Origin of the sequence: Sinorhizobium fredii, assembly GCF_002944405.1 — a bacterium.
GTDB classification, from domain to species: domain Bacteria; phylum Pseudomonadota; class Alphaproteobacteria; order Rhizobiales; family Rhizobiaceae; genus Sinorhizobium; species Sinorhizobium fredii_C.
The window spans coordinates 307,920-334,127 of the sequence record NZ_CP024308.1 but is presented as its reverse complement, the minus strand read 5'-3'; the positions used below and the strand labels follow the sequence as shown (position 1 = coordinate 334,127).

24 protein-coding genes and 2 pseudogenes are annotated in these 26,208 nt (G+C 61.3%); 12 read left to right on the top strand and 14 right to left on the bottom strand.

Annotated elements, in window-relative coordinates; genetic code table 11:
- Positions 1–25: 25 nt before the first annotated feature.
- From NXT3_RS20980 to NXT3_RS20970, 3 genes are read left to right on the top strand one after another with little or no spacing between them, the layout of a single operon-like run.
- Complete coding sequence (locus NXT3_RS20980) at positions 26–751, top strand: ABC transporter permease (RefSeq protein WP_104840279.1); 726 nt, start codon at positions 26–28, stop codon at positions 749–751.
- Positions 751–1,455, top strand: coding sequence for an ABC transporter permease (locus NXT3_RS20975; RefSeq protein ID WP_104840278.1), 705 nt, complete (start codon positions 751–753; stop codon positions 1,453–1,455). The genes NXT3_RS20980 and NXT3_RS20975 overlap by 1 nt, the downstream gene beginning before the upstream one ends.
- An 11-nt stretch (positions 1,456–1,466) precedes the next feature.
- Positions 1,467–2,270, top strand: a complete 804-nt coding sequence (locus NXT3_RS20970; RefSeq protein WP_104840277.1) for an ABC transporter ATP-binding protein — start codon at positions 1,467–1,469, stop codon at positions 2,268–2,270.
- Positions 2,271–2,607: 337 nt separating this feature from the next.
- On the opposite strand, the gene NXT3_RS20965 is transcribed toward NXT3_RS20970, so the two are convergent.
- The 12 genes and pseudogenes from NXT3_RS20965 to NXT3_RS20910 form a co-directional block, all read right to left on the bottom strand.
- On the bottom strand, positions 2,608–3,027 hold the full coding sequence (locus tag NXT3_RS20965; RefSeq protein ID WP_234828132.1) for a c-type cytochrome: 420 nt from the start codon (positions 3,025–3,027) through the stop codon (positions 2,608–2,610).
- Positions 3,008–3,913, bottom strand: coding sequence for a cytochrome c oxidase assembly protein (locus NXT3_RS20960; RefSeq protein ID WP_104840276.1), 906 nt, complete (start codon positions 3,911–3,913; stop codon positions 3,008–3,010). The genes NXT3_RS20965 and NXT3_RS20960 overlap by 20 nt, the downstream gene beginning before the upstream one ends.
- On the bottom strand, positions 3,910–4,260 hold the full coding sequence (locus NXT3_RS20955; RefSeq protein WP_104840275.1) for a hypothetical protein: 351 nt from the start codon (positions 4,258–4,260) through the stop codon (positions 3,910–3,912). Before NXT3_RS20955 ends, NXT3_RS20960 begins: the two co-directional genes overlap by 4 nt.
- Positions 4,257–4,853, bottom strand: coding sequence for a cytochrome c oxidase subunit 3 (locus NXT3_RS20950; RefSeq protein ID WP_104840274.1), 597 nt, complete (start codon positions 4,851–4,853; stop codon positions 4,257–4,259). The genes NXT3_RS20955 and NXT3_RS20950 overlap by 4 nt, the downstream gene beginning before the upstream one ends.
- Positions 4,854–6,773 carry a cytochrome c oxidase subunit I gene (gene ctaD / locus NXT3_RS20945; protein ID WP_104840273.1) on the bottom strand — a complete coding sequence of 640 codons (1,920 nt, stop codon included), beginning with the start codon at positions 6,771–6,773 and terminating at the stop codon, positions 4,854–4,856.
- Complete coding sequence (gene coxB / locus NXT3_RS20940) at positions 6,770–7,774, bottom strand: cytochrome c oxidase subunit II (RefSeq protein WP_104840272.1); 1,005 nt, start codon at positions 7,772–7,774, stop codon at positions 6,770–6,772. Before coxB ends, ctaD begins: the two co-directional genes overlap by 4 nt.
- Before the next feature lie 7 nt (positions 7,775–7,781).
- A complete protein-coding gene (locus NXT3_RS20935; protein WP_104840271.1) occupies positions 7,782–8,339 on the bottom strand; it encodes a c-type cytochrome in 558 nt (185 codons plus the stop codon).
- Positions 8,336–9,157 carry a substrate-binding domain-containing protein gene (locus NXT3_RS20930; protein WP_104840270.1) on the bottom strand — a complete coding sequence of 274 codons (822 nt, stop codon included), beginning with the start codon at positions 9,155–9,157 and terminating at the stop codon, positions 8,336–8,338. Before NXT3_RS20930 ends, NXT3_RS20935 begins: the two co-directional genes overlap by 4 nt.
- Entirely contained in the window at positions 9,138–10,949 is a 1,812-nt protein-coding gene (locus NXT3_RS20925) for a methanol/ethanol family PQQ-dependent dehydrogenase (protein ID WP_104840345.1), read from the bottom strand. The genes NXT3_RS20930 and NXT3_RS20925 overlap by 20 nt, the downstream gene beginning before the upstream one ends.
- A gap of 599 nt (positions 10,950–11,548) precedes the next feature.
- A pseudogene (locus NXT3_RS20920) lies at positions 11,549–12,801 on the bottom strand (ATP-binding protein); the annotation flags it as partial.
- A 515-nt stretch (positions 12,802–13,316) separates the two neighbouring features.
- Complete coding sequence (locus NXT3_RS20915) at positions 13,317–13,703, bottom strand: response regulator (RefSeq protein WP_104840269.1); 387 nt, start codon at positions 13,701–13,703, stop codon at positions 13,317–13,319.
- Positions 13,687–17,175 (bottom strand): chemotaxis protein CheB, encoded by a 3,489-nt coding sequence (locus tag NXT3_RS20910; protein ID WP_104840268.1) that lies wholly within the window; start codon positions 17,173–17,175, stop codon positions 13,687–13,689. Before NXT3_RS20910 ends, NXT3_RS20915 begins: the two co-directional genes overlap by 17 nt.
- A 251-nt stretch (positions 17,176–17,426) precedes the next feature.
- Here NXT3_RS20910 and NXT3_RS20905 point away from each other — a divergent pair, with 251 nt between their 5' ends.
- Both NXT3_RS20905 and NXT3_RS20900 read left to right on the top strand, forming a co-directional pair.
- Positions 17,427–18,437 carry a chemotaxis protein CheB gene (locus NXT3_RS20905; RefSeq protein ID WP_104840267.1) on the top strand — a complete coding sequence of 337 codons (1,011 nt, stop codon included), beginning with the start codon at positions 17,427–17,429 and terminating at the stop codon, positions 18,435–18,437.
- Positions 18,438–19,200: 763 nt separating this feature from the next.
- Positions 19,201–20,100: an MBL fold metallo-hydrolase gene (locus NXT3_RS20900; RefSeq protein ID WP_104840266.1), complete on the top strand. Its 900-nt coding sequence runs from the start codon at positions 19,201–19,203 to the stop codon at positions 20,098–20,100.
- Between the two features lie 216 nt (positions 20,101–20,316).
- Here NXT3_RS20900 and NXT3_RS20895 read toward each other — a convergent pair whose 3' ends face one another.
- Together NXT3_RS20895 and NXT3_RS20890 are read right to left on the bottom strand one after the other, a co-directional pair.
- On the bottom strand, positions 20,317–20,499 hold the full coding sequence (locus tag NXT3_RS20895) for a DUF2934 domain-containing protein (protein ID WP_104840265.1): 183 nt from the start codon (positions 20,497–20,499) through the stop codon (positions 20,317–20,319).
- 144 nt (positions 20,500–20,643) lie between these two features.
- A complete protein-coding gene (locus tag NXT3_RS20890) occupies positions 20,644–21,120 on the bottom strand; it encodes a hypothetical protein (protein ID WP_104840264.1) in 477 nt (158 codons plus the stop codon).
- A 210-nt stretch (positions 21,121–21,330) separates the two neighbouring features.
- On the opposite strand from NXT3_RS20890, the gene NXT3_RS20885 reads away from it, so the two are divergent.
- The 7 genes and pseudogenes from NXT3_RS20885 to NXT3_RS20850 all read left to right on the top strand — a co-directional run bounded on the left by NXT3_RS20885 (position 21,331) and on the right by NXT3_RS20850 (position 26,058).
- Positions 21,331–21,834, top strand: coding sequence for a ferritin-like domain-containing protein (locus NXT3_RS20885; protein ID WP_104840263.1), 504 nt, complete (start codon positions 21,331–21,333; stop codon positions 21,832–21,834).
- A gap of 28 nt (positions 21,835–21,862) precedes the next feature.
- Positions 21,863–22,120, top strand: coding sequence for a hypothetical protein (locus NXT3_RS20880; RefSeq protein WP_104840262.1), 258 nt, complete (start codon positions 21,863–21,865; stop codon positions 22,118–22,120).
- Positions 22,121–22,308: 188 nt separating this feature from the next.
- A pseudogene (locus NXT3_RS20875) lies at positions 22,309–22,476 on the top strand (DUF982 domain-containing protein); the annotation flags it as partial.
- A gap of 193 nt (positions 22,477–22,669) precedes the next feature.
- Positions 22,670–23,161, top strand: a complete 492-nt coding sequence (locus tag NXT3_RS20870) for a DUF4142 domain-containing protein (protein ID WP_104840261.1) — start codon at positions 22,670–22,672, stop codon at positions 23,159–23,161.
- Between the two features lie 204 nt (positions 23,162–23,365).
- Complete coding sequence (locus NXT3_RS20865) at positions 23,366–23,779, top strand: DUF6766 family protein (protein WP_104840260.1); 414 nt, start codon at positions 23,366–23,368, stop codon at positions 23,777–23,779.
- A gap of 563 nt (positions 23,780–24,342) precedes the next feature.
- Complete coding sequence (locus NXT3_RS20855) at positions 24,343–25,167, top strand: manganese catalase family protein (protein ID WP_104840344.1); 825 nt, start codon at positions 24,343–24,345, stop codon at positions 25,165–25,167.
- 111 nt (positions 25,168–25,278) lie between these two features.
- The gene (locus NXT3_RS20850) at positions 25,279–26,058 is read left to right on the top strand and encodes a DUF2243 domain-containing protein (RefSeq protein ID WP_234828130.1); all 780 of its coding nucleotides are present in this window, start codon (positions 25,279–25,281) and stop codon (positions 26,056–26,058) included.
- Positions 26,059–26,208: the final 150 nt, after the last annotated feature.

Below are 26,208 nucleotides of genomic sequence, written 5' to 3'. Positions count from 1 at the left end.
GCCTGGCGCAGAGAGGCCGATACGCATGGAACTCATTGACAGGTACTTGGCGCTCGTCGGCTTTGGCGAGACCGGTTGGGGCACATTGCTTCTTAGTGCATCGGCCATGACGCTCGGGGTCTCGATCTGCGGCTTCCTGGCGGGTACGATCCTGGGATCAGTCGTCACCTTTATGAAGCTGTCGCGCTACATAGTGCTCCGTTGGCTGGCGGATGCTTACACGACCATCCTGCGCGGTGTGCCCGATCTCCTTGTCATCTACCTGTTCTATTTTGGCGGCAGCGCATTTCTGGGGTATCTCGGCGGCCTCTTTGGCTATCAAGGCTTCATTGGGATGCCGGCTTTCCTCACCGGCACATTGGCGCTCGGCGTTGTTTCCGCTGCATATCAATCCGAAGTGTTTCGTGGCGCCTTCAAATCGGTTGCCAGCGGCGAGCTCGAGGCCGCGAGTGCTGTCGGGATGCGGCCCTGGCCGAAGTTTCGCCGCATCGTCGCACCCCTGGTTCTGCGCTACGCTATTCCGGGATTGGGCAATACCTGGCAACTAGTGCTGAAGGAGTCGGCGCTGATCTCCATCACCGGCCTGGTCGAACTTCTGCGTCAATCTCAGATCGCGGCCGGTTCGACACGGCGCCCGTTCGAGTTCTACCTGACCGCCATCGTCCTCTATCTCGTCATCACCTGGGCATCGTCGATCGCCTTCCGCCATTTGGAAACGAGAACCATGCGCGGCACCCGGAGTTCTCTGTGATGGACATTGCATTCATGTGGGAGACTTTTCTCATCCTCCTGACGGGGTTGCCGCTCACACTGGAGCTCGCAGCGACGTCCATTTTTGCCGGCGGCATCCTTGCGCTTATCATTTCGCTTGTTGCGGTGGTCGGGGGGCCGGTCGGCCGTGGTTTCACCCGAGGCTACGTCTTCGTCTTTCGAGGGTCGCCGCTGCTTGTACAGATGTTCCTCATTTATTACGGCCTTGGGCAATTCCGACCATTGCTGCAGGAACTCGGCCTTTGGGCAATCTTCCGCGAGCCCTATTGGTGTGCAGTGATCGCACTGACATTGAACACAGCGGCCTATACCAGCGAGATCTTCCGCGGAGGCTTGAACGCCGTTTCCGTCCAGCAGGTTGAGGCCGCACGTGCCTGCGGCATGTCAGGCCCGCTGCTGTTCAGGCGCATCGTTCTGCCAATCGCCATCCGGCATGCACTTCCAGCCTACGGCAACGAGGTCATTCTGATGCTCAAGGCGACGGCGCTGGCCTCCGTGATCACCATCATGGAGGTCACCGGCCTCGCGGGCAAGCTGATTGCCGACAGTTTCCGAGCCTTCGAGGTCTTCATCGTCGCCGGTGCGATCTATCTTGCGATCACCTTCCTCGTCACGCGTTTGATGATGATCGTTGAATTCTGGCTCTCGCCCCATCTCCGCATGAGGCCACCAACTTTGGCATAACGGGAGTACGCATGTCTGACAGGGGAACGTTTCTCACGGCTGACAATAAAAACAAAACAGCCGCCGTCTCAGTTAAGGACCTCCGCAAACGCTTTGGTCCGCTTGAAGTTCTGAAGGGAGTTTCCCTCGAAGCGCAGGAAGGTGACGTGATCTCGATCCTCGGCTCATCCGGATCCGGAAAGTCGACGATGTTAAGGTGCATCAATATGCTCGAAGTCCCCGACAGCGGTGAAGTCCGTATTGGCGGCGAAATGTTTCGGCTGAAAAAGGGACGCTACAAAACGGAGCCAGCCGATCGGCGGCAAGTCGACCGCCTTCGCGAACACATTGGAATGGTGTTCCAGAGCTTCAATCTGTGGTCGCACATGACGATCCTCGAGAACGTGATCGAAGCACCCGTGCACGTGCAAAAGCGCAATCGCGCCGAATGCATTGAAGAGGCGGAGGCTTTACTCGAGCGGGTCGGTATTGCCGACAAGCGCAACTTCTACCCAGGGCACTTGTCCGGTGGGCAACAGCAACGGGCCGCAATCGCGCGTGCGCTAGCACAGCGACCAAGGGTCATGCTCTTCGATGAGCCGACCTCCGCGCTGGATCCGGAGCTCGTTAGCGAGGTGCTGAAAGTTATGCGTTCACTCGCTGAAGAAGGCCGAACTATGCTCGTGGTCACCCATGAGATGGCCTTCGCACGCGACGTATCCACTAGGGTTATGTTTCTGCACAAGGGCGTTGTCGAGGAAGAGGGGCATCCTGCCGACGTTTTTCGGAACCCAAAATCCGAGCGCTTCAGGCAGTTTCTTTCAAATGAGCGGTAATCTTTGAAGTTCACAATGAGCCCTTATGAGCTCTCTCGCCGCCTCGCTTGCACTCTGCGCCGTAGCGTCGCTTATGCGTGGCGAGGCGCTGCGAGATATCGTGCCCTTCACTTATGGAGCAAGACTTTGGACACGCTAGGTAGCGGCAAGACCGCCAGGCACCAGCGGATGAAATGAGCGCGAAGCCAAGGCCGTTGATGGGCGCTCGACCGAAGCTCGTCGAGGGGCCGGGCCAATATCGTTGGGTTCGAACCAGGCGATCGACTGAATGCGTTTGAGCCCATCGTACCGACTCCTCAAACCGAGCTTACCTCCTCGCGTTGCCCGGGAAGGATGCTCAGCGCAGCGAGTAAAGGTAGGCAGCCACGTCTCGGGCCTCACTTTTGGAAATACCAGTCGCCGGCATCGCCGTGCGTGGGTCGACTTCGTGCGGCTTCTCGATCCAGCGGACGAGGTTGTCCGGCGTGTTGGGTACAACGCCGGCAATATAAACGCTGTCGCCAAGACCATTCAGGGGTGGCCCGACGCGATTGCCTGCGCCAGCCACCCCAGGGATGGCGTGGCAGCCCCGGCAGCCGTACCGGGCCAGCAGCGCCGGGCCATTGTCCGGCTCGCCCCCCGCGATTGCGATCGCCGCGGCCCGGCGTTCAGAGGCCGCCTTCAGTGTATAGCCGCCATAGACAAGAATTGCGGTTGCGGACAGGGCTACAACCAAGAATGCACCCTTCCAGCCGCTGTTAGCGCGCATGGAGATCATAGCAGTTTTCTCCGTGAATGTATGCGCTGGAGCCTCTTATCCAGAGCGCGGCGAGCGCAAGGGCGGCGATGAAGTAGACCATTCCCGCCGGTACCCACATGATAAGGCCGGCAAGCTGCTGGTCCTCGATAGGCGAGAGGCCCCACCTAACTGCGGCAATGCCTTGGCTCGGATAAAGCGGGACGCGCGCCAAAGCGAGCAGGATGCCGAGGAAGCCGGACTGAAGCGCGGTCGCGAAAAGATAGAAGATAGCTGCACCGTATTCTCGCCGACCGCAGCCAAAGAGCAGAGCCCACCAAAACAGCAATGCGGTGCAGAAGAAGCTGAGATGCTGAAGCCAATGGATCGGCTGTTCGGCGAGAGCGGCCGTATAAAGGCTTGGGGCATGCCACAGCCAGAGAACCACCGCGTGCAGTGCAGTTGCGGCAAGCGGGCTCATGGCCAATTTGCGGATCGGAAAGAGGAAAATGCTACTGCCGAGTGCGCGGCCGACGGCCGACCTGACCTTCCGTGGCAATGCCCAGAGCATAGGTGCGAGCGGCCGAGACAATACGAGCAGCGGAGCGGCGACCACCATGAGGATCTCGTGTTCCACCATGTGGGCGGTGAAGAGTTGCGTGGACAGCCCGTCCAACGGCGAGAGTAGCGCGATTACCAACGATAACCAGGCAAGGCCGAAGCATGTGGCCCGCCTCAGATGGACGGCCCTGCCCAGCCGGGATGCGGACCAAAGCCGGCACATGCCGACAGCATAGGCGTACGACGCGAGCGCTAGGGGCGCGGCCGCCCAGAGCGAGGTCCAGGAGTCGTCCGGTCCAACGCCCAGCTCGTGCGCCACCGCTTCGGCAGCAAAAAGCGTGAACAGTGTAACAAGCGCGATCCTCATCGTTCGCACCCAGTGAGGAACAGATTGGCTGATGCATGCAGCAGGATCACAAGGGTGAAGAGGACCGCAGCCGTTGTCCCGAGGAGCGCGACAAAGCCGTGGGGGCGGCCCTCTTCCTGCGCGAAGGGTGCGGGCCCGGCCAGCACCAGCCAGGCACGCCAGGATAGGAAGGCGGAAAACGCACTGACGAGCGCCAGCGCCAGGCCAGCGATGAGCACGGCGGGTAGGCCGGTGCGACAGGCGACCCCCGGCAGCATGTAGTTGATCTGCGTGCTGAGGAGCCATGCGACAGGGCTGACATAGAGCCCGGACGAGGGGAGGCCGTCATGGAGTACCCTTGCGATCATAGCCGCGGCACCCAATAGAGGACGGCATAGGTGGGCAGCCAGGAGAGGACCACGAAATTCCAATAGAAGGCATTGTCTTCGACGTCGCTGAAGCGCTTGCCGAATCCATGGCGAGTGAACATCAGGACCGTGACGACCACGGTGTCAACGACATCGGTGACGAGATGCGTCGCATGGAGCCCGAGAATCACCCAGAGCAGCGAGCCATAGGCATTGAAATCCCATCGTACCGGAAGCACCGCGAATTCCATCACGCGGACACCGGTGACCAGTAGACCAGCGGCGCTCATCACGACCAGAAGGAGGCGGACTCTGGAGAGGTTCTCCTGGCGCGCGGCCCGCTCGACGAAGAAATTGGGAACGAGGCTCGCCAGTGTCGCGAGTGTGAAGATGCCCGACCAGAGTAAAGGCGGTGGCGGGCCGAGCGGCCACTCTGGGTTGATGAAGGCGAGATAGAGATAACCCGCAAGCACCAGCGCGAAGCCGGTCCCCTCGAGCACGCAGAAGGCCAGCGTGCCCCACCACATGGTCATGCGCGGACCGAATGCGTAGCTCGGCAGTTCAGTCAGATCTCGAACGACGCGGTGCTCCATCTAAACGTTCTCCTCAGTGCTCTTCGGCCAGAACCAGGCAATGATGACGAAAGAGGCGACGGGAGCACCCCAGGCGACCGCCCACGGCGTGAAAATACTGCCGATGAAAATGGCCGTCACGACTATCGCGGAAATTAACGGCCAGATCGTCGGATCAGGTGAGCTTTCCTTTAGATCGGGAAGTGCCTGTGTCGTTGTCGTGACGAGCACCTCCCGTTTGTCGACGGCAAGTCCCGCCACTACAGGTAGCGTCTGGCGCTCGGCCCAAAGCAGTTCGCGGCTGGTGACGAACGGCACGTGGTCGAAGTTGTGCGGTGGGGGTGGCGACGTGGTCGCCCATTCGAGGGTAGAGGCGTCCCAGGGATTGTCGCCTGCGATCTCGCCTCCACGGCTGCTGACAACGACGTTGTAGAGGAAGACGAGGAAGCTTGCGACGAACAGTGTCGCGCCTAGCGTTGAGACGAGGTTCAGCGCATCCCAGCCCATCTCGGCGGGATAGGTATAGACCCGCCGGGGCATGCCCCTGAGGCCAGAGATATGCATCGGGAAGAAGGCGATGTTGAAGCCGATGAGGGCAAGCCAGAAGTGCCAGCGGCCCAGCCCCTCCCTCAGCATCCGGCCGGTGAACTTGGGGAACCAGTAGTAGATCGCGCCGATTAGCGGAAAGACGGCGCCACCGATCAGGACATAATGGAAATGTGCCACCACGAAGTAGGTGTCGTGAACCTGTGTGTCGATCGGCACCGAGGCAAGCATGATGCCGGAAAGACCGCCAGCCACGAAGATGAAGAAGAAGCCGAGCACGAAGAGAAGCGGCGTGCGATAGACCGGCTTGCCGTCCCACAGCGTCGCGATCCAGCAGAAGATCTGGATGCCCGAGGGAATGGCGATCATCATGCTGGAGGCGGTGAAGAAGGTCGCGCCGAGCTGCGGCAGGCCGGTGGTGAACATGTGATGGACCCAGAGGCCGAAGGAGAGAAAGCCAGTTGCAATGAGAGAAAGCACGACAGCCGAATAGCCGAATACCGGGCGGCGGGCGAAGGTCGCCACGATGGCCGAGACGAAAGCCGTGCCCGGCAGGAAGATGATGTAGACTTCGGGGTGTCCGAAGAACCAGAAAAGGTGCTGCCAGAGCAGCGGGTCGCCTCCCTCGGCCTGGTTGAAGAAGTGGGTATCGAGCAGGCGGTCGAGGATGAGCATCGTCGAGCCCAGCATCACCGCGGGCATCGCGAAGATGATCAGGAAGGCATTCACGAACATTGCCCAGACGAAAAGCGGGATACGGTCGAGCGTCATACCCGGCGCGCGCAGCTTCAAGACCGTAATTATAATCTCGACCGCGACCGCAAGCGCCGAGACTTCGGTGAACGTCACCATCTGAGCCCAGAAATCGGCCCGCTTGCCCGGGGAAAATTCCGGGCCGGCAAGCGGCACATAGGAGAACCAACCGTTGTCGGGTCCGATATTGAGCGCGAACGCGATCCAGATCATCAGGCCGCCGAACAGATAGACGTAATAGGAAAAGGCGTTCAGCCTCGGGAAGGCGATGTTGCGCGTGCCGACCATCAGCGGCACGAGATAGACCGCCATCGCCTCGCCGATCGGCACGCCGAAGAGGAACATCATCGTCGTGCCGTGCATGGTGAAGATCTGGTCGTAAAGGTCCGGGCCGATGAGCGTGTTGTCGGGTCGCGCGAGCTGGAGGCGTATCGCAACGGCCGCGAGTCCGCCGAGGAAGAGGAAGAAGAAACCGGTGATGATATAGCGACGGCCGATGATCTTGTGGTCGACGGTAGAAAGGGCGCCGATTAGCCCGGCGGCCGTGCCCCAGGTGGCGGCAAGCCGCGCCGGCAGCTCGCCGTCTTTGACATCGGTGTCGAGCGCTTCCTTGCTGGGGGACCTTAGAACCGTCTCGCTCACCTTAAGCCCTCTAGATAGCTCACCAGCGGTTCGATTTCCTCCGCTCCGAGCTTCACCAGCGGCATGTGCGCGCCGGGTTTGATGCCCTGCGGGTCGATTATCCAGGCGGCCAGATTACCCCGGTTGTTGGCGAGCGTGCCGGCGGCCAGATGTAAACGGCTGCCGAAATGAGTCAGGTCCGGCGCCACCCTGCCCGCTGCCGGCGTGCCGCGGATCTGGTGGCACATCACGCATGGCCGGGTCAGGAAGATCTCCATGCCGCGCTTGCGCACCGGATTATCGGGCGGCTTGGCTGCGCTGATCTGGCTCTCTCGCCAGCGCTCGAAGTCCTCAGCGGAATGCGCGACCACGGTCATCGCCATATGCGCGTGTTGCCAGCCGCAGAATTCCGCGCACTGTCCCCGATAGACACCCTCCCTGGTTGCCTCGATGATGAGCAGGTTCTCGCGCCCGGGGATAAGATCCATCTTGCCCGCGAGACTCGGCACCCAGAAGGAATGGATGACGTCCGAGGACCGTAGCTTGAGAAGAACCGGTTCACCGACGGGAACATGGATTTCATTGGCGGTGGTGAAGCTCCGGGAGGGTTGAGCGTCCTCATAGGTTACCTCCCACCACCACTGGTGGCCCTTGACCAGCAGCGTCAGTTCAGCCTCGTGGCTGTCGAACAGGGCTCGCTGCGCACCGTAGCTCACCAGTGTGAGCGCCACGACGATTGCAGCGGTCAGCGCTGCCGCCGCGCCGACGGCGCGCGCCATGCTCCGCTCGGCCTCCGGCTCGAGCACGAGCGGGTCGGCTCGAGCGGCGCGCCGCCGCAGGAGCGCAAGGACCAGTACCGCCATGGTCATGAGCCAAACCGCGGCAACGATGGCGGTGAACACCCAGAACAGATTCGCCAGCAGATCCGCCCGCGGGCCCTCAGGGTCGAGCACGGATTGCCAGCCGGCGCAACCTGCCAGGATGAGCGGGAGGAGCAGCAGGACGGAGCGCCGGTCAAGCATCGCAGCCTCACTGCGGTGCTTGGCCGGATGGCGGGACCGTTCCGCCCGCGACCGGGGGCGACGTCGGCAGCCGATGCTCGGACGGCCGCGGCATCAGATCATCGTCGCGGCTGGGTGCAGCGTCCTGGTGCACCTGCCGCTCCATCGAACGGACGTAAGCCGCGATCTGCATGATTTGCTCATCCGGAATCTTCCCCCGGAAGGAAGGCATGCCGTTCGGGCGCCCTTCGCGAATTGTCTGGGCGATGTTCTGGAACTCGCCACCATAGATCCAGCTGTCATCCATCAATGCCGGACCGGAGCCACCGCCGCCATTAGCGTGGCAGCCTTTGCAATTGAACCAGTTGAAGAGTCGTTTGCCTTCGCTCAGATGATAGGCGTTCTCTTCATAGGCCTTTCCGATGTCCCTCGGTGTCCCCAGTCCGACGACGCCCGGCGAGATGCTGGACAAGGTGATCGACGCCTCGCCCTCGGTTGCGACGGGCGAGGGGCGAAATTCCCGGTCCTCCCGCTCGCAAGCGGCAAGAACGGCGAGAGCGGCAGCGATCGATAGCAGATGCTTCATGGCTCAACACCTGCCGACCTGGTCGCAGGCGGGACGCGCGGTATGTCATATTCGCTCAGAATCGCATCGATTTGCGGCGCGAGCCGCGCCAGCAGGGTGTCCATTTCGGCGCGTAGCGCTTTGTCGCGCTTGCGAACGCCGAGGGAAATATGCCAGGCCATCGGCAGGCCGGGCTCATCGAGAGGCTTGACGGCTCTGACATGCAGGCGCGGCTGCTCGCGTGCGGCAAAGTAGCCGCCAGTTGGGCCCCAGGCGAGCGCTATGTCGATTTCGCCGTGGGCCACGGCGGAAACGATCGTGGCGTTCGGGCTGGGCTCGCGATAGTCGCCATAGAGAGTATAGCCGCGGACGTTGTCGACGATGCCGCGGCGGGTCAGCGCATGCGCGGGCGGTGTGTTCCAGCCGTCGTCGCCGACGAGTTGAACGCCGACCAGCATATTGCGAAGCGACGGATCGTCCAAGGACGCGACGGACGCCGCGTCGTCACGCGTGACGAAAACATAGGCCGAGCGATAATAGGGACGGGTCGTGCCGAGGCTCTCCAACTCGGTCGGAACGCCGATAACGACGTCGCAGCGCCCTGCGTTAAGCGTCTCCCGAAGGAAGCCGCGACGCTGCGCTCGCCAGGTATAGGCAAGCGTCGCATTGAGCTCACGGGCCAGCAACTCGGCAATTCTGTTCTCAAAGCCTTCGCCGCGCTCGTTGGAGAATGGCATGTTGTTCGGGTCGGCGCAGACCTTCAGTTCGCGCGACTCGAGCTTCGAGGCGCAGAGGCAGAGCAGCAAGGCTGCCGTGGCGCTAAGGCAGCGCGAAGACATAAAGACTGCCCCCCTTTGTGGTGGCCTGCTTCAGGTCGGCCATGGCGTTGACGAAGCCGAGGGCGGCGGTTCCGTCGCGCGGATCGAGATCGCCGGAGACGATCGAACCCGCCCAGCCGCCTACGCCGGAAAGAACGGCGACGTACTGCTTGCCGTCGGGACCGCGATAGGTTGTCGGCTGGCCGATGATCCCGGACGCGGTCTTGAACTGCCACAGCACTTCGCCAGTCTTCGCGTCGACCGCTTTGAACCAGCCTTCCATGTTGCCGTAGAAAACCAGGCCGCCGGCGGTAGCGATCGTACCGCCCCAGACGGGGAAGCGCTCCTTGATCGTCCAGACTTCCTTTCCGGCGACGATGTCCCAGGCGGAGAGCTCGCCAAGATGGCCGCCGGGCCCGGCATACATGCGCACCTCGGCGCCGACGTAAGGGGTTCCGGCGATGAAGTTCGCTTCGGTGCTTTCCCAATCCATGCACATGTTGTTGTGTGGGATATAGAGAAGGCCGGTCTGATGAGAGAAGGAGGACGGGCTCCAGTCCTTCGCCCCAGGCGCGGTCGGGCAGACGTCGCGGATCACCTTGCCCTCGTGCGGATATTTCTTCTCGTTCATCTTGATCCGGCCGGTCTTGAGGTCGACGCCCTGATGTGTGTTGACGGGGTGATACAAGTTGGCCGAGAGAACTTCGCCCGTTGTGCGGTCGAGCAGATACACCAGCCCATTCCGGTCGGGGTGGACCAGGGCTTTTCGCGGCCTGCCCTGCCATTCCACGTCGACGAGAATGTTCTCGTTGATTCCGTCCCAGTCATGATAATCATGCGGGTTCCACTGATAGGCCCAACGCGCCTCGCCGGTATCGGGGTCTCGTGCGAAGACGGTGTCGGTCCATTTATTGTCGCCCGGCCGCTGGTTCGGGTTCCACGGACCAGGATTGGCCGTGCCATGGAAGATCAGCTCGAGTTCGGGATCGTAGCTCGTGAACCCCCAGACGGTGCCGCCGCCGATTTCCCAGGCATTGGGAGGCCATGTCGAGACTCCGAGATCCTTGCCCCGATCCCCTTCGTAGAAGGGCTTGAAGCCCGCTCCGATCTTCACGTCCTGGTCGGGGCCGGTGCTGAAGGCTTTCCATAGGGTCTTGCCGTCGGCCGCGTTGAGCGCCTGAATCCAGCCGCGCACCCCGTACTCGCCGCCGGATATGCCAACGATCACCTTGTCCCTCACGACGAGCGGCGCCATTGTCATGGTCTCGCCGCGATTGATCTCGCCGAGCTTCACCTTCCAGATCTCACGGCCGCTATTTGCATCGAGCGCCACCACGTGGGCATCGAGCGTCGTGAAGAACAGCCGGCCGTTGGAATAGGTGGGGCCACGATTGACGACATCGCAGCAGGCGACCCCTTGAGCGGAGGCGTCCGGCTTGGCGTTGTACTGCCATTTCACCGGCGCTCCCGGTCGTGTCAGGTCGAGCGCATAAGCGATGTTTGGATAAGGCGAGATGATGAACATCAAACTGCCGGCCACAAGCGGGGCGCCTTCATGACCCTTGTTGACGCCGGTGGAAAAGGTGAATGCGACGCGCAGATCCTTCACTGTCTCGACGTTGATTTCCGACAATTCGCTAAAGCGTGTAGCCGCCGTATTTTTCGTCGGCATACTCCATTCCGCATCGTCAGTGGCATCGGCGAAGGGCGGAGCCGACACGGAAGGACGGTCTTTTGGCGGTTGGCCGGAGGCGGTCAACGAGGAAAAGGCCAGAAGCGCTGCAGAGCAGCAGTATAAATGCAAGAAACGCATATTATTGACCTTGGGCGCGTCGGCCGATGCTCGGCGCCGCAAGTAAACGGGCGAGACGGTTCTTTGTTCCTGCCGGAGAAGAGGAGTTGGAACTGCGGCTCCCGTGATGCGTTTTGATAAGAATGCAGGAGTGCCCATCGATGAGCCTGCGAAAGGATATGCGGGTCTTTCGGGAGCCCGGCTTCTACACATGCGTGCTGTTCGCGGCGATATTTCTCGGCGGTTTACTGGTCTTTGGAGGGCTGACGGCGCCCTAGCGTAAGTAACCCGCCGCCCCCTCTAGGGCACCCATTTATGAAATAGAGTTGGCAGCGGTCCGGTGTCCCGACAGCGCGTGAGCGGGTCGAGATGGCGGCTCACTCTCCTGATTTTATCGACGCGCGGCAGCGTTGTCGTGCAACCCCTTGATGCGGAATTGAAAACTGCTGCCTCCGTCTTGCCTGCGTTTCTTGTAGAGAATAAGCGATTGTTATTTCTCCACGGTAGCTCTCGGTCGCGCTCAACTGCTCTAGTCGCGAGCATTCGATGAGATCACTCACGGGTTGCGCCTGTTCTCCCCGCAGGCGCGCTAGACTAGCGTTTCAGGATCGAAACGCGGCGGATTTGGCGACGAGGGCGGCGATAAGCTCGTCGGCCTCTGGGTCCGAGAGAACGGCGCTTGCGGCCTCGAGCGTGAAGCGCCCGCGGAAGACGGATAGTTCTCTGAGGGCTTGCTGCTCCTGCGGCAGCAAGAGGAGATAACTCCAATCCAGTGTGGGACGGAGCGTCTGGTGGCGCGGAAGGGCGGTTCGCCGCCCTCTTGTAAGCACCTTAAAGCAGTCGGTCAGGGAACGGGAAAGCGCATTGACGCCGATCGCTTCAAGCCGGCCGGCGGCGAGTTCGATGGCCAAGGCAATGCCATCCAGCCTCGTGCAGATATCGACGGCATGCGGCGCGTCTTCATTGGTCAGCTCGTAGCCCCGAGGCAGGCGTCCGCCCGCGCGACGAACAACTGGACGGCAGGCGATTTCAACGCGATCTCCGCCGTGGCCGGCGGCGGCAGATCGAGGGACGGGAGACGGTGGACGCGTTCTCCCTCCGCGCGCAGCGGCTCGCGGCTGGTGGCGAGGATGCGCAGGTTTGTCGTGTCAGCCAGGAGGTTCTCCGCGTATTTGGCAGCGCTGGTTACGAGATGTTCGCAACTGTCCATTACCAACAGCATGTTGCGCGATTGCAGGACCGAGGCGATTTCGCGCATGAGGTCGTCGGTCCTGGCGAGGATGCCCAATCTGGAGGCAACGACGGTCGGGATCAAGTTGCCGTTCCAGAGCTCTGACAGGCCGATCCAGAGGACCTCGTTGTCTCTCACGGCTCGCGAGACGACCGCTCTTGCGACGGTGGACTTGCCCATTCCTCCGGGGCCGGTGACGGTCACCAGGCGCCCCTTGCTAAGCTGATCGGAGATCGCCGCGACAGCGTGGTCGCGTCCGAAGATGCGGGGCTCGGGACGCTCGGGCCGAAGCTGGTGAGGCGGTCTCGGGGAAACGGCCGCGGGGCCGCGGCGCTCCACTGGGGCGATGAAGGTGTACCCGCGGCCCGGTATGTTTGCGATGAATCGCGGCTCGCGCTGCGTGTCCCCTAGCGCTTTCCTTAGGGCGGAGACGTGCACCCGGAGATTGGCCTCATCCACGAAAGTGTCGGGCCAGACTTGCCTGACAATCTCCGCGTTGGTCTTCAACTCGCCGGGATGGGAGACAAGAAACAGGAGGATATCCAGGGCACGGCTTCCCAGCGGAACCACGCTGCCGTTCCGCGACAGGCTGCGTCGGGTGGGCACTATCGAGAACGGGCCGAAATAGAATGCCTCTTCCACGTTGGCGTCCCCCTGCGAGAACGTGCAGGGTGAGCCTAACGCGACGGGGATGTCAAATAGCAAAGGCAAACGCTTTTATAGCCGTTCACGGTCCGGCTTCCGCACTTAGGGATCGGATCGACGATGCCGCCACGTAGTCTTGACCGTGCGCTTGCGATAGGAAGTATACAGTTGCCTCGCCAATTGCCCTCGAAGTCAATTTGGGCATTCCCGGTTCGAATACCTCAACGCGGCGATGGCGCGGCGGTACTCTCGCTTTGCAATGAGCCGAGCGGCCGCAGTGGGGCCTTGTCGAGCCAATCACCACGACTGCTTTCGATGACCGCATTGGGTCGATCGTTCCGGTTCAGGCTCACGTCGCAGTCGGGTCGAGGGCGGAAATCTATGGTGGACATGCGGAGTGACCGCTGTGCGGTACAAGCAAGCCGTTACGGGGATTTTGAGCTACCTTGAATATGGCCCTGGCGGAGAAGAAAACCGGAGGACTGCTTCTCAGTAAGGTACGGACCGAATGTCTAGCTCGCCAGCACTCTCGCCGCAGCGCCCACGAGATCGCTGTGTGTGGCCGGCTTGTCGACCACCACCGCGCCGTTGCATTTCTGCTCCATCGCGTCGGGTAGCTTTTGGCCGCTATAGAACAGGAATGGAATGCCGCGTTCGGCAAGCAAATCGCTAATATTCTCGGTCGTCACATCACCAAGGCGGATATCGAGCACGGCGAGCGAGAGCGGCTCGTTTCTGGCCGCATCCAAGGCGGCTTCCAGCGTCATGCATGGTCCGACAATGTCGGCGCCGGCATCGCGGAATGCGGCCTCCATGTCGAGCGCGATCAGAATCTCATCCTCCGCCACCAGAATTCTGGCGCCGGCAAGAGGCAGGTTATGATCAGCTTTCCGCTCCATTTTGCGGACTCTCCGGGAGCTTGATCTCGATTGTGCAGACGACGCCGTCTGGCCGGAAATCACGGTGCACCGTCGCTCCTGGCAAGCTCTTTTCGATCAACACGCCGCCAAAGCCCTGTTCGGCCGGCGATTCGACCGGCGGACCACCGCGTTCCTCCCAGGTAACAACCAGCCGCCGGTCATTGTTCCCCACCTTCCAGCGGAGGCTGACCTGCCCGTCTGCCGTGGTGAGCGCACCGTATTTGGCTGCGTTGGTGGCCAGCTCGTGAAGGACGAGACCGAAGGGCGTGGCGATGTCCGGCGTCAGCATGACCGGCTCCCCCTCGATCTGCAGCCTGCGCCCGTCGGTGCCCGCGTAGGCTTCGAGCTGGCTGAGCGCCAGGGCACCAAGCTCAGCGCCCCTCCATTCCGAATCGACGAGAAGCTTGTGGGCGCTCGCCAAGGCGTCGAGGCGCCCTTCAAATCGCTCGACGAAGTCCTCGCTCGAGTGGGTGGTGCGCAGCGTCTGCCGCGCCACGGATTGGACGACGGCAAGCGTGTTCTTCACGCGGTGGCTGAGTTCGTTCAGCAGGAGCTGCCGGCGCCGCTCCCAGCGTTTGCGGTCTGTGACGTCGCGGGTGCTTTCGAGGACAAGGCGTCGGTCGCCGAGCGGCAGGAGCTCGATCTGGCTCTCCACCGTCAGCACCTGCCCGTCCTTTGTCGTATGGTTCAGTTCGCCGCTCCAATGGCCCTTTTCAAGGAGGGCCTGCCGCAGCACGTTGAATGACGAGCCCGGCACGACCGTCTTGAGCAGCTCTTCCTTTTGTTTCCCGACGACCTCCTCGCGCGAATAGCCGTAAAGCTCCTCGCTGCCTCGATTCCACTGTTTGATGCCGTCGTCGAAATCCCACACGAAGATCGGCGAGCGTGAGAGCTCGACCAGCCGCATTTCCTGCTCGAGGCGCTGCTTGCTTTCTCGCGCCATCTCTTCGGCCTTGCGGCGCTGGGTCACGTCGACAAATGTCGCCACCACTCCATCGATCTTGTCGTCGATGGTGCGATAGGGACGCATCCGCACGAGATACCAACCGTCGTTGCGGCTCTTGACTTCCCGTTCGACAGGAGCGAGGTCCTCCAATATGGAGCGCGCATCTTCCGCCAGGTTCTCGTATTCGAGATGATGCGTAAAGTCGGTGATCGGCCGTCCTTCGTCATTCTGGGTGACGTTGAAAATCTCCATCAGGCGCGGCGTGAAGCGCTTGATGCGGAGCGACGGGTTGAGGAAAAGTGTCGCGACATCGGTCGCGGCCATCAAATTCTGCAAATCACTGTGCGCACGGGACACGCTTTCCAGCTTCAGCTTGAGCTCGTTGTTGACAGTCTGCAGCTCTTCGTTGATCGACTGCAGTTCCTCCTTGCTCGTCTCGAGCTCTTCCGCCGTCGACCGATACTCCTCGTTCATCGACTGGAGCTCTTCGTTTGCGGCGCGCAGTTCCTCGTTGGCCGCTTCCGATTCCTCTCTGGTCGCCCGAAGCCGGTTCTGGGCGAGCTGCAGTTCCTCCTGCAATTGCCGGACCGCCAGATTGGTCGGCACGCGACCGTTCGACGACTCGACGGCGTCTTCGGAAGGGTCCAGCACATCGCCTTCGATGAACAACACCAGGGCATGGCGCGTCGGGTCGGTTCCTTGAAGGACCGGCTTTACCTGGAGATAGACGCGATGAGGGTGTCCATCGAGGTGAGCGAGGATCGGCATGCTGAGCGTCGCTTCGTTGCGCTCGAAGGCACGGTGCAGCGCCGCCCGGAGGTCGAAGCGAAATTCCTCGCGCACGAGGTCCGTGGCATCGGTGCTGACCGGTCCGCCGGATGGCTGCAGAAAGCGGCCGGCGTTCTCGGAGAGATGGACCGCCCGATGGCTTTCATCCACGACCATGCTTGGCGGGGCGATTTTTTCGAGCATCTGCCGGTGCAAGGCTGCGTCACTGACGCTCCCGGCCGCCAAGGGCGGTCGTGCGACCACCGGTGTCCGCTCCACCCCATGGTGCGCACCGAGCAGCACGGGCAGCACCGGGCGGCGATCGCCGGCGCCTGGCACCGACCTGTAGATGCGTGCCTCCCGATCGACCGTGCGGAAGAGCCCGTTCGGGTTGTCGGCACTTTCCGACGACCCCAGGAAGAGGAAGCCTCCCGGGTTGAGGGCGTAATGAAACGTTTGGCAGGCCTGCTGCTGAAGCTGCCGATCGAGATAGATCAACAGGTTGCGGCAGGAGATCATGTCGAGATGGGAAAAGGGCGGGTCCCTGAGCAGGCTATGGCTGGCAAACAGCACGACGTCGCGCAGCTCCCGGCGCACGCGATAATGATCGCCTTCCCGCTGGAAGAACCGCCGCAGTCTTTCCTCGCTAAGGTCGGTTTCGATCGTCGCGGGAAAGCGCCCTTCGCGGGCGATCGCCAGAGCGCCGACATCAAGATCGGAGCCGAAGACCTGGATGTCGGCCGCGAGATCGCGGCGCGCCGCTTCCTCGAGCAGAAGAATGCCGACCGTGTAGGTTTCCTCGCCCGTGGCGCAACCGGGAACCCAGACCCGAATGCTGTCGCCGGCTTCCTTCCCGTCGAACAGTTGCGGGATGGCGTTCTCGGCCAGCGATTGAAACGCCGCCGGGTCGCGAAAGAACGTCGTAACCGAAATCAGGAAATCGCTGAAAAGCGCCTGCGCTTCTTCCGGATTCTCGCGCATATAGGCGTAATAGTCGGCAAGCGTTTCTTTCCTGGTGACCTGCGCCCGGCGGCCGATGCGGCGCAAGATCGTGGCCCGCTTGTATTGCGAGAAATCGTGACCGGTCCTAACGCGCACATGCGCCAGGATTCGCGCCAGCAGATCTTCGTCGCTGGATCGGATCGGGTGGGAGGGAAGTGCGTCGCGGCTGGCGAGCAACTCGATCAGGCGCTCGGAAAGCTCGGTGACGGGAAGCACGAAATCGGCCACTTCGGTCGCAATGGCATTGCGGGGCATGGAGGCATATTCAGCCTCGTTCGGATCCTGCACCAGGACAATGCCGCCGGCCTCCTTGATGGCCTTGACGCCGACCGCACCATCTGCACCTGCACCGGTGAGAATGACGGCAAAGCCGGTCCCATTGTGTTCGGCGAGCGATCGAAAGAAAAAGTCGATTGGAGCGCGAGCCGCGCGCGTCTCTTCGAACTCAAGCGCGGCAATCGTACCGTCGGCAATCTTCAGCCGCCGATTCGGCGCAATGACGTAGACGTGGTTGTCCTCGAGCTTCGCCGTGTCGTCGACCTGCGTCACCGGCATCTGGGTGCGGGACGCCAGGATATTGGCGAGCTCACTGCGGGCACGCGGATCAAGATGGATGATGACCACGAAAGCCGCGCCGGTATCGGTCGACATGTGATCGAAGAAGGTCTGAAGTGCCTGGACGCCTCCTGCAGAAGCCCCAATTCCGACAATCGGCGGATCCAATTTCTGGTCCATGCTTAACCTCCCGGCAACATCGCCTGATCAGCCACGATCTCGGCTCGACGTGCCTCCACTGCGGGATTCGAAATTGGCGGCCATTCTACTTCGAACGGCGGCCCCAGCGTTATTTTTTATAGCAGCGGATGAAAGGACCCAATAGGGGTTTTGGGAAAATCTTCCCTTGCCTGCCAGGATGAAGGGCGCGCAATCAACTCGACATCGAACCTATCCGCTCGTGGAACGTTGTAGGGCAAATGGAGCATGCGATGGGCCGCCGCGATGTCATAGCCATTGGAGGGTCGGTGGGAGCGGTTGCCGCCCTGAAGCAATTGCTCGGTGGGCTTCCTTCCGACCTCGCGGCCGCCGTGTTCATCGTCATCCACGTCGGTGCGCGCGGAAACAATCTGCTCGCAGATATCTTCAGCGAGCATACGGCCCTTCCCGTCACAATGCCTGACGATGGCGAGCGAGTCGAGCCTGGTCGTGTCTATGTGGCACCTGCAGACCACCATCTTCTCGTCGTCGACGGCGTTGTCAGACTTGGTCGGGGACCGCGCGAGAACCTGGCCCGGCCGGCGGTCGATCCCCTCTTCAGATCCGTCGGCATGACTCATGGCACCCGAGCGGTCGGAGTGGTCCTGACCGGCATGTTGAACGACGGTGCGGCGGGTCTTGCCGATCTGAAGCGCTGCGGCGGCGTTACCGTGGTGCAGAATCCGCAGGATGCGGCGGCGCCCGACATGCCGCTCGGAGCCTTGAAGGCGAGCGACGTCGACTATCGCGCTTCACTTGCGGATCTGCCTCAACTCCTTGTCAAGCTCACGAGCGAGGAGGCCGGGCCGCCGGTTCCCGTGCCGGACGACCTCAGGCTCGAGGTCGATATCGCCCTTGGCCGGCAGGTCGACGCTGAAAGGATCGCAATGATGGCCGATGTCGTTCCAATGTCCTGCCCCGCCTGCGGCGGCGTTCTTTCACAGGTCAAGAGCTGGCCGCCGCTCCGCTTCCGTTGTCAGGTCGGCCATGCCTACACCTCCGACACGCTGGCGGCCGAGTCCGAGGGTTCCGTCGACGAGGCGATGCGGGTTGCGCTACGCATCATCGAGGAAAGGGTGACGCTCAGTGAAAAAATGGCCGAAGACGCGCGGCGCAGCGGTCGAGACGCCGCTGCCGCAGTCAACAGCCGGCGGGCCGATGAAGGTCGCGAGCATGCGGAAACATTGCGTCGCGCTATGCTCGGCAAAGCGCGGACCGCCGACGACCATGAGGGCACTGAATAATTAACAGCCGCCTGGTCCAGAGCTGGTTGCAAGCTTGGTGGCGCTTCGAGGTGCCAGAGGAAAACCAGAATTCTCGCTCTGTTCTCGATTAACTCATAAATGTATCCCCTTGGAACAGACGGAGGTGCCTACACATTATTTCCAGCAGGAAGGCGTGCCCCATAGCCCTCTACCAAGGTGTAGTCCGCGAGGATTGAAGCGGACACTCAGGCGCGCATAGTGTCTCACTTGGAACCCGGTGCTTGCCAGCCGGTTCTCTATGGATGTCGGGTTGTCCAACCGTTCGAGTGGACAAAGCCGGCAGCGAATGAAATCGGACGCTTTAGTGAAACTGGTAGGAAGGCGGGGTCGAATGAGGACCAACCCGATGTTCGCGGCGGGCGTGGTCCTGATCTAGACGGTCTCGCTTTGGCAATGGCCAACAGACCGGCCTGCCCCGAGCAAGCTGTAGCGCATGAGTAGTGCCGTTACGCCACGCTGCTCCGACACGCGCGGCGGAATGATCGTTAGACTGAGACCACGCGGGCTCGGCAACGCGGCCTCGAATGTTGTTCCCCCGCTCTCTACTCCTAGAGCGGATTGGCCGGCCCACTGTGGCAGGCCTTTTTGGGGCCGACTTCCGTTTTTGTGGCCGAGAAGAGCTGGACAGTGCGTTGCTCCTCGGCTGTCAGGATCGAAATGCGGCGAGTGACCCGACCCTTCGGAACCAATCCCATCGGCGATGGTTCGACACCTCTCTATCCAGCGGAAGGAGGCAGGGAAAATGGCCCAGCAAGTACCGCTCGATCCACATAGTCGCGCCGAGAACCCGCCGAGCAACACGGCAAATGACGACGGCACCTTGGAGCTGTGCTCCGACGTCGCTTACCGGCGCCTTGGCATTGTCAATGTCGTGTTCTTCGGAAGCCCGGGTGCCGGCGATCGCAAGTGGGTTCTGATCGACGCCGGCGTGATGGGGACGACCGGCCTCATTACCCGGGCCGCCGAGGAACGTTTCGGTGCAAAATCACGGCCGGCCGCAATTGTGATGACGCATGGTCACTTCGACCACGTCGGCGCTCTCGAAGAGATTTCCGATCAATGGGAGGCTCCCGTTTATGCGCACGGGCTCGAGCGACCCTATCTCGACGGCAGCGCCGCCTATCCTCCGCCAGACCCCTCCGTTGGCGGCGGCCTGATGTCGATGCTGTCCCCGCTCTATCCGCGCGGCCCCGTCGATGTGAGCCGTTGGCTACAAAATCTACCGGATGATGGCAGCGTCCCGAATATGCCGGGCTGGCGCTGGCTTCACACGCCCGGTCACACCCCTGGTCACGTGTCGTTCTGGAGAGAGGCGGACCGGACGATCGTCGCGGGAGACGCCTTCATAACGACGCGGCAGGAGTCCGCCTATGCCGTCGCGGTGCAGGAGCCGGAAATGCACGGTCCCCCGATGTACTACACGACGCATTGGGACAATGCCCGCAGCTCGGTCGAACTGCTCGCATCGCTTGAGCCCGACAGGGTGGTCACCGGTCACGGCCCTGCCATGCAGGGCGTGCAGATGCGTGACGCACTCCATCGGCTCGCCTCTAATTTCGACCGTGTGGCCGTGCCTGAGGGAGGGAAGTACGCGGAGAGACCCGCCGCCGAACGAACGGGCGGTGAGTACAGGCAGCCCTGAGTTGCAGGAGTGGAGATTGCTTCCTCGCATATGCTGGCGCTGACAAGAACAGGACTGCCTTGGTGGAACCCGCCTTTCCGTGCTTCCCAGTGCATGGACGCCCGCTCAAGGATCGCGGTCAAGTCAGTTGGGCGCTGCTCTGTTCTTTCGATGCACGAAGTGCAGCCTAGCGAACATACGCTCCTCTCGGCGCTGATCGGCGCCGGCGTCACCAAACTAGTGCGGCGACGGTGCTTTCCGGCGGTTTCTCTTTGGAAGTTTGGCCTGCTCTTCGTCCTCGATTTCCTTCGTAGCTCGGAGCCAGTGGCCCTCGTGATTTCCATAGGTCCGGCCTTCGCGCTCCCAGATCTCATGGGCGCGTCGACGAATACGGTCTTCCAATTCCTCGGGAGTGATCATGGTAGCCTCCTCGGTCACCCGCTGACCGGAGAAGAACCGAGCAAAGAGGAAGATGTTCCGGCACGAAGCAGAAACTTGAGTGGTCGTCCGGCCGAAGGAGGTTGCGCTTCAGCCCAGCTCAGCTCGTCGGAATGCCTTTCGGCGTCAGGTGATTTGTCGCGAGCGGACGTCAGGCGCCGGATCTCGGGTGAATATGTCATTTCGAGAGAGCTCTAGTTCGCGAAAGCCCGCCGCCAGCGCTGTGCCCCACGCGACGTGTGCGACGAGCATCAGCAGATTGCGTGACAAGGGATGCTCTGTCGCCGGAGCAAGTATCCCGGCGGCCGGGATCCATCCGAGGTAACTCGCAGCCCAGATCGCGAGGCCGTAGCCTGGCCCCTCTAGCTTGCTTCGGACGAGCGGGTAGATGGCGCCCGAAAGACTTCCGTAAAGAAAATGGGCCAAAACTGTTCGAGTGGTATGCGCTCTGTCATTCGTCGAACCGCACAGGCTCACCAGGATTTCCGACGGAGGAAGCGGATAGCGCTCACCCGGGGGCAGCATGGCGTATAGTCGGCGCATTGCCATTGTCATCACCATCGTGGCGCATAGGCCGGCAACTGCTCCAAAGATCATGCGCATCTTGACTCCTGAGGGGCCTAACGTCGCAGTGGCGATCGAATTGCCGTTCTAACAAGCAGTTGATCCGGAAGTTCCTGTGCATCATACCGTCCCCGCCAGTTCATGTGCCGCTGATGCTGTGGAGCCGTGATCATGGAACGGAACCTTTTCCCGGGGCCTCAGGTTCTACGTTGCAGGAAGGATGAAGTGTGAGGGCGAAAGGAAGGGACAATGGGCACACCGGCCGATCATCTCCATGCCTGGCTAAGGGATGCACGCGCCATGGAAGAGCAGGCAATCACAATGCTCACCAGCCAGTCCGCAAGATTGGAAAACTACCCCGAGCTCAAAGCACGGATCGACAAACACCTTCAGGAAACCCGCGATCAGATCGTCATGCTTGATCGGTGCCTCGAACGGACCGGCGGCGCTTCCAGTATCAAGGACATCACTGGGAAGATTGTAGCGTTCGGCCAAGGCCTGAGTGGACTGTTCGTCAATGACGAGGTCGTCAAGGGCTCGCTTGCCAGCTACACCTTCGAGCAGATGGAAATCGCCAGCTACAAGATCCTCATCGCCGCGGCCGACTATGCCGGCGACCAGGAGACCAAACGGGTTTGCGAAACAATCCTGCAGCAGGAGCTCGCCATGGCGCAATGGCTCGACGAACACGCTGCCGCTATCACCCGCAAGTTCCTCGAACGCGATCAGCAAGGGTTGACCGCCAAACACTAATGGAGCGTTTCGCTCCTCGAAGAGGCCCATGGAAGGCGTGGTGCTCATCGTCGTCATGGCCCTGCCGCTGGAGGCGGCAGTGGTTCTGCTGTGGTTCGGGCCGCTGCGAAGCGAGCACACCAGGCCGCCTCGACAATCCGCTTTTTGGGGCTTTTTGCCCAAAATTTCCGAGCATGAAAGCCGCTTTGATGAGGCAGCGTTGCACGATTTGTATTCACCCCCTAATTCGAGGCCTAGCATAGCAGGGGCGGCCTTGCAGCACGCAAAGCGATTCCGGCTGATATGAAAATGCACCCGTGGATGACACAACCTGCACATTCGTCAGTCGATTGGGCTGACCGATGAGGTTCCAGTGAAGGAGATCCTGGCGCGTACCCTTCTCGGTAAAACTTCAGAACGGCATAGAACGACCGTTCCGGCCCTTATGACGCGCTCCACTTCTTCGAACACGAGTGGCCGAACCATCGGAGGCGCTTCCACCGAGCCGTCAGAGGCTGCCGTGCGGCGTTGTCGAGGCTTCGGACAGCGGAGGTAGTGAGACGATCCTTCATAGACGACGGCATAGAAGCAGCGATGCCGTTTGCGGAGGCTCGTCGCAGTCACGCTCCGGCTTTGATTGCCCTAGTGCGTCGACGGCATTGATGCGTTTCCGGAGGTCGTTTCGGAAAGCGGCCGCCCGGCAGCTACACGCGCCTGCCGAGCGTCGGATTTCGTCAAGTACGTCTGCTGACGCAGCCGCAGCTCCAGCGAATTTAAGAGGTGACGCGTGCGGGGAACATCATAGCTCTTTTGAGGTTGGGAACATTCTTCGCAAGCCAAGCCCCCGGAGGTAAACATGCGAGTGATCAACATCGCCATCGCCGCTGCACTGATAGCCGGTGCGTCACACGTCAACGCGCAACAGATGTCGTCGGAGGGGTTCGTAACCATGGCTGCGAGCTCCGATATGTTCGAGGTGCAATCCGGCCAGCTCGCCGCCAAGAACAGCAAGGAGGCAAGTGTTCAGCAGTTCGCTGAAATGATGGTCGCCGACCATACGAAAGCGAGCCAGGAGCTGAAGGTTGCCGCCGCAGACGCAAAAATCACTGTTCCGACCCAGATGATCGACAAGCACGCCGCACAATTGAACAAACTCCAGAATGCGCAAGGCGATGCTTTCGACAAGGCCTACATCGAAGCCCAACTCATGGCGCACCAGGAGGCTCTGAAGCTCATGCAAAGCTATGCCCAAACCGGCGACAGTGAGCCCCTGAAAGCGCATGCGGCCAAGGCATCTCCGATTGTTCAGCGTCACCTCGAACATGCCCAGAAACTGGCTGGGCAATAGACGGAACGCATTGCGCGAGCTTACCGGGTCGATCGGCGCCGGCGCGCTCGTGTTAGCCTGCGAAGGATGACAATTTCGATTGAACCAGCGTGGAGGAACAAAGGTGCTGCGGCGTCGTTGGATCTGCAAATTGCAATGTCCATAGGATTGCATCCTCTCTGACGTACACAGAACTGGATGTGCAAAGCACAAGGGTGTCTTCCCATGATCGAACCGAAATCACGATCCATCTGGCGAGCCTATAGCTATGCCTGGATCACGTTCGCTTTTTTTGCCTTGTCCATCGTCGGCCACTGGATATTCGGCTGGTTCGCGTATGTCGACGAGCAGAGCGCTCTTGGGCAACCGGCAGACTCCGGCGGCTACATCATTGAGATGTCGCGCGACACGCTGGAAAACTGGCAGTCGGAATTCCTTCAGTTGCTCTGGCAGGTTGGTGGGCTAGCCTTCCTGCTGTTCGTGGGATCTCCCCAATCGAAGGAGGGTTCCGATCGAATGGAAGCAAAGCTGGACGAGCTTCTTAAACTGGTGGATCGCAAGAAGGGCCAAACCCTTATCAAAGAACTCGACGAACAATATGGTGGGCGGCACACGGATGAGCCTCACCAGCACACGTGAGGGCTATAGAGTCTGGCTTTGAGAAGCATTTGCCCCTGCGGATGGCGGTATCGCGAGAGTGCCGGAGTCTCCCGCGATACCGCTGGCCAGCTCTACATCGAGTTGACCATGGTGCAGAGTTGCGCGACCGTCATCGTGCCGCCGCTGGCGGAAGTGCCCGCTGCCGAACCGGATGACGTTGATCCAGTGGTCGTGCTTGCAGTGGTTTCACCCGAAACCTGGGCGTAGTTCCAGCCGCTGACCCGCTTGAGTCTGATGCGCTTCCGCCTCCCGCGGCCGCCGCGGTTTGCATCGTGTTGCAATCCCGCTTGATCTGGTTCTGCTGCTCCGCCGTGAGCTTCGACCAGTTCGCCTTGATTTCATCCTGGCTCGAGGAGGGACACAAGTTCAAGGTGATAGGCAGTGGCGCAGTCTATTTGGTCGATGCAAGCGGCGTCAGCCATTCGAACATCGCCGCGGCAACGCTTGATCACCGCCAATCCGTAGGCTGGGCAACGGATTTCCCTCTCCCGGGAACAAGGCTCCAGGCGTTTTGTTAGGCGCTTTTCACCGAGGAGGCGATGATGTTCTTTACCGACGGCAAGCTTCAATACCCCGTGCGAGTGGAAACCGCCGACCCTTTGTTCGCCCGCGCGCTGCAACAGGCGATTGGCGGCGTCGAGGGCGAAATTCGCGTTGCCATGCAGTACTTCTTCCAGGCCTGCGGATCACGCGGCGATACCAAGTTCCGCGACCTCCTGATGAATACCGCCGCGGAGGAGCTTGGTCACATCGAGATGCTGGCGACGGCAGTCGCGCTGAACCTCGAGGGCGCACCCTTGAGCATCCGCGAGGAGGTTGCGGCCGATCCGGTCGGCGGTGCAGTCCTCGGCGGCATCAATCTCAAGAATCTGCTGTCCTCCGGTCTGGCAGCGATGCCGGTCGATTCGGATGGTGTGCCCTTCGACATGTCCCACATCTATGCCAGCGGCAACATCGCTGCGGATATGACCGCCAATGTCGCGGCAGAAGCGACCGGTCGCGTGCTGGCCGTGCGGCTCTACGGAATGACGAGCGATCCTGGCATGAAGGACATGCTTTCCTTCCTCATTGCGAGGGACACCATGCATCAGAATCAGTGGCTTGCGGCCCTCGAAGACCTTGGCGGCCAGGCGGGGGCTTTTCCCATCCCGAACAGCTTCCCCCAGGAGCAGGAACAATTGGAGTTCAGCTACGCCTTCCTCGGATACCAGCAGGACGGCACCGACGCCGTAGCTGGGCGATGGTCGCAGGGCCAGTCCATCGATGGCAAGGGCAGCTTCAAATCTGTTCCGACGATGGCGATGGGACAGAAGCCCATCCTTGCCAGGGCAAAGCCGGACAGCGGCGCTCAAGCGGAACAGATGTGAGACGAAAGCAACACGCCGTTTGAGCACGAGTATGCCGTCGGGCAATTGGTGGCGGGCACGTTGCACCGCTCCCGTCGCCGACCCGGTTGGCCGGATGATGGAGGGATGAACTTGCCCCGTACACAAAGATCACGGCTCATCGGCTGCTTTGCCCTTGGCGTGTCGATCGGTGGCTTCTTCGACGGGATACTCCTGCACCAGATTCTACAATGGCATCACCTGCTCTCCGGCTTAGCGAGTCGCGCGGCCGACCTGCGGCTCCAGGTGATGGCCGACGGCATTTTTCATCTTGCCATGTATGTCCTGCTGCTCGTCGGCCTTGGGCTCTTGTGGCGGCAGCGCCGCGACCCGGAGATGTCTGAGTTCACCGTCGGAACTGCCATGGCTTGGACTTTAATGGGTTTCGGTGCCTGGCACGTCTTGGACGCGGTTCTTTCGCACTGGCTGCTCGGCCTGCACCGCGTCAAGATGGACAGCCCAAACCCGCTCTTCTGGGACCTGCTTTGGTTTGCCGTCTTCGGAATCGGGCCGCTGTTGCTTGGCTGGCGGTTCCCGAAAGGACCGCTACGGTCGCGTCCAACCGTTCTGATATTCGGTCTGTCCGCGGTCGCCATCGGCGCTGCCGTCGCCAGCTTGCTTCCGGCAGCGAGAGGTTCGCCCCAAGCGGTTCTGTTCGGCGAAAACAACTCGGCAAGCGCGATAGTGCAGGCGATCGCTGCCGCGAACGGCTCCGTGGTCTCGACGGATGCCAGCGGAACTCTGTGGGTCGTCAGATTTGAGTCTCCTGTCTTGGCCTATCAGCTTTATCGAAGTGGCGCGATCATGGTCGGCGGTGCTCCCGCAGCGGGCTGCCTGACATACAGTGTTCCGGCTGTGGCACCGCCGGCTTGACCGAGCTCGTCCGGCTAAGACGCCGAAGGTTCCGCCGCTGTCCGTAGAGAACCGCGCTGAGAACGGATGAAGGTGCGATGGGTCGGCTGCCGCTGGGAGCGCGAAAGGTGGCGAGCTTGTATATGTCGGCGGCTGCGGCAGGGGCTGGAA

Coding starts and splice junctions, on each gene's coding strand:
- NXT3_RS20980 (WP_104840279.1), top strand. CDS start 26: ATGGAACTCATTGACAGGTACTTGGCGCTCGTCGGCTTTGGCGAGACC.
- NXT3_RS20975 (WP_104840278.1), top strand. CDS start 751: ATGGACATTGCATTCATGTGGGAGACTTTTCTCATCCTCCTGACGGGG.
- NXT3_RS20970 (WP_104840277.1), top strand. CDS start 1,467: ATGTCTGACAGGGGAACGTTTCTCACGGCTGACAATAAAAACAAAACA.
- NXT3_RS20965 (WP_234828132.1), bottom strand. CDS start 3,027: ATGATCTCCATGCGCGCTAACAGCGGCTGGAAGGGTGCATTCTTGGTT.
- NXT3_RS20960 (WP_104840276.1), bottom strand. CDS start 3,913: ATGAGGATCGCGCTTGTTACACTGTTCACGCTTTTTGCTGCCGAAGCG.
- NXT3_RS20955 (WP_104840275.1), bottom strand. CDS start 4,260: ATGATCGCAAGGGTACTCCATGACGGCCTCCCCTCGTCCGGGCTCTAT.
- NXT3_RS20950 (WP_104840274.1), bottom strand. CDS start 4,853: ATGGAGCACCGCGTCGTTCGAGATCTGACTGAACTGCCGAGCTACGCA.
- coxB (WP_104840272.1), bottom strand. CDS start 7,774: ATGCTTGACCGGCGCTCCGTCCTGCTGCTCCTCCCGCTCATCCTGGCA.
- NXT3_RS20935 (WP_104840271.1), bottom strand. CDS start 8,339: ATGAAGCATCTGCTATCGATCGCTGCCGCTCTCGCCGTTCTTGCCGCT.
- NXT3_RS20930 (WP_104840270.1), bottom strand. CDS start 9,157: ATGTCTTCGCGCTGCCTTAGCGCCACGGCAGCCTTGCTGCTCTGCCTC.
- NXT3_RS20925 (WP_104840345.1), bottom strand. CDS start 10,949: ATGCGTTTCTTGCATTTATACTGCTGCTCTGCAGCGCTTCTGGCCTTT.
- NXT3_RS20915 (WP_104840269.1), bottom strand. CDS start 13,703: ATGGAGCGGAAAGCTGATCATAACCTGCCTCTTGCCGGCGCCAGAATT.
- NXT3_RS20910 (WP_104840268.1), bottom strand. CDS start 17,175: ATGGACCAGAAATTGGATCCGCCGATTGTCGGAATTGGGGCTTCTGCA.
- NXT3_RS20905 (WP_104840267.1), top strand. CDS start 17,427: ATGGGCCGCCGCGATGTCATAGCCATTGGAGGGTCGGTGGGAGCGGTT.
- NXT3_RS20900 (WP_104840266.1), top strand. CDS start 19,201: ATGGCCCAGCAAGTACCGCTCGATCCACATAGTCGCGCCGAGAACCCG.
- NXT3_RS20895 (WP_104840265.1), bottom strand. CDS start 20,499: ATGATCACTCCCGAGGAATTGGAAGACCGTATTCGTCGACGCGCCCAT.
- NXT3_RS20890 (WP_104840264.1), bottom strand. CDS start 21,120: ATGCGCATGATCTTTGGAGCAGTTGCCGGCCTATGCGCCACGATGGTG.
- NXT3_RS20885 (WP_104840263.1), top strand. CDS start 21,331: ATGGGCACACCGGCCGATCATCTCCATGCCTGGCTAAGGGATGCACGC.
- NXT3_RS20880 (WP_104840262.1), top strand. CDS start 21,863: ATGGAAGGCGTGGTGCTCATCGTCGTCATGGCCCTGCCGCTGGAGGCG.
- NXT3_RS20870 (WP_104840261.1), top strand. CDS start 22,670: ATGCGAGTGATCAACATCGCCATCGCCGCTGCACTGATAGCCGGTGCG.
- NXT3_RS20865 (WP_104840260.1), top strand. CDS start 23,366: ATGATCGAACCGAAATCACGATCCATCTGGCGAGCCTATAGCTATGCC.
- NXT3_RS20855 (WP_104840344.1), top strand. CDS start 24,343: ATGTTCTTTACCGACGGCAAGCTTCAATACCCCGTGCGAGTGGAAACC.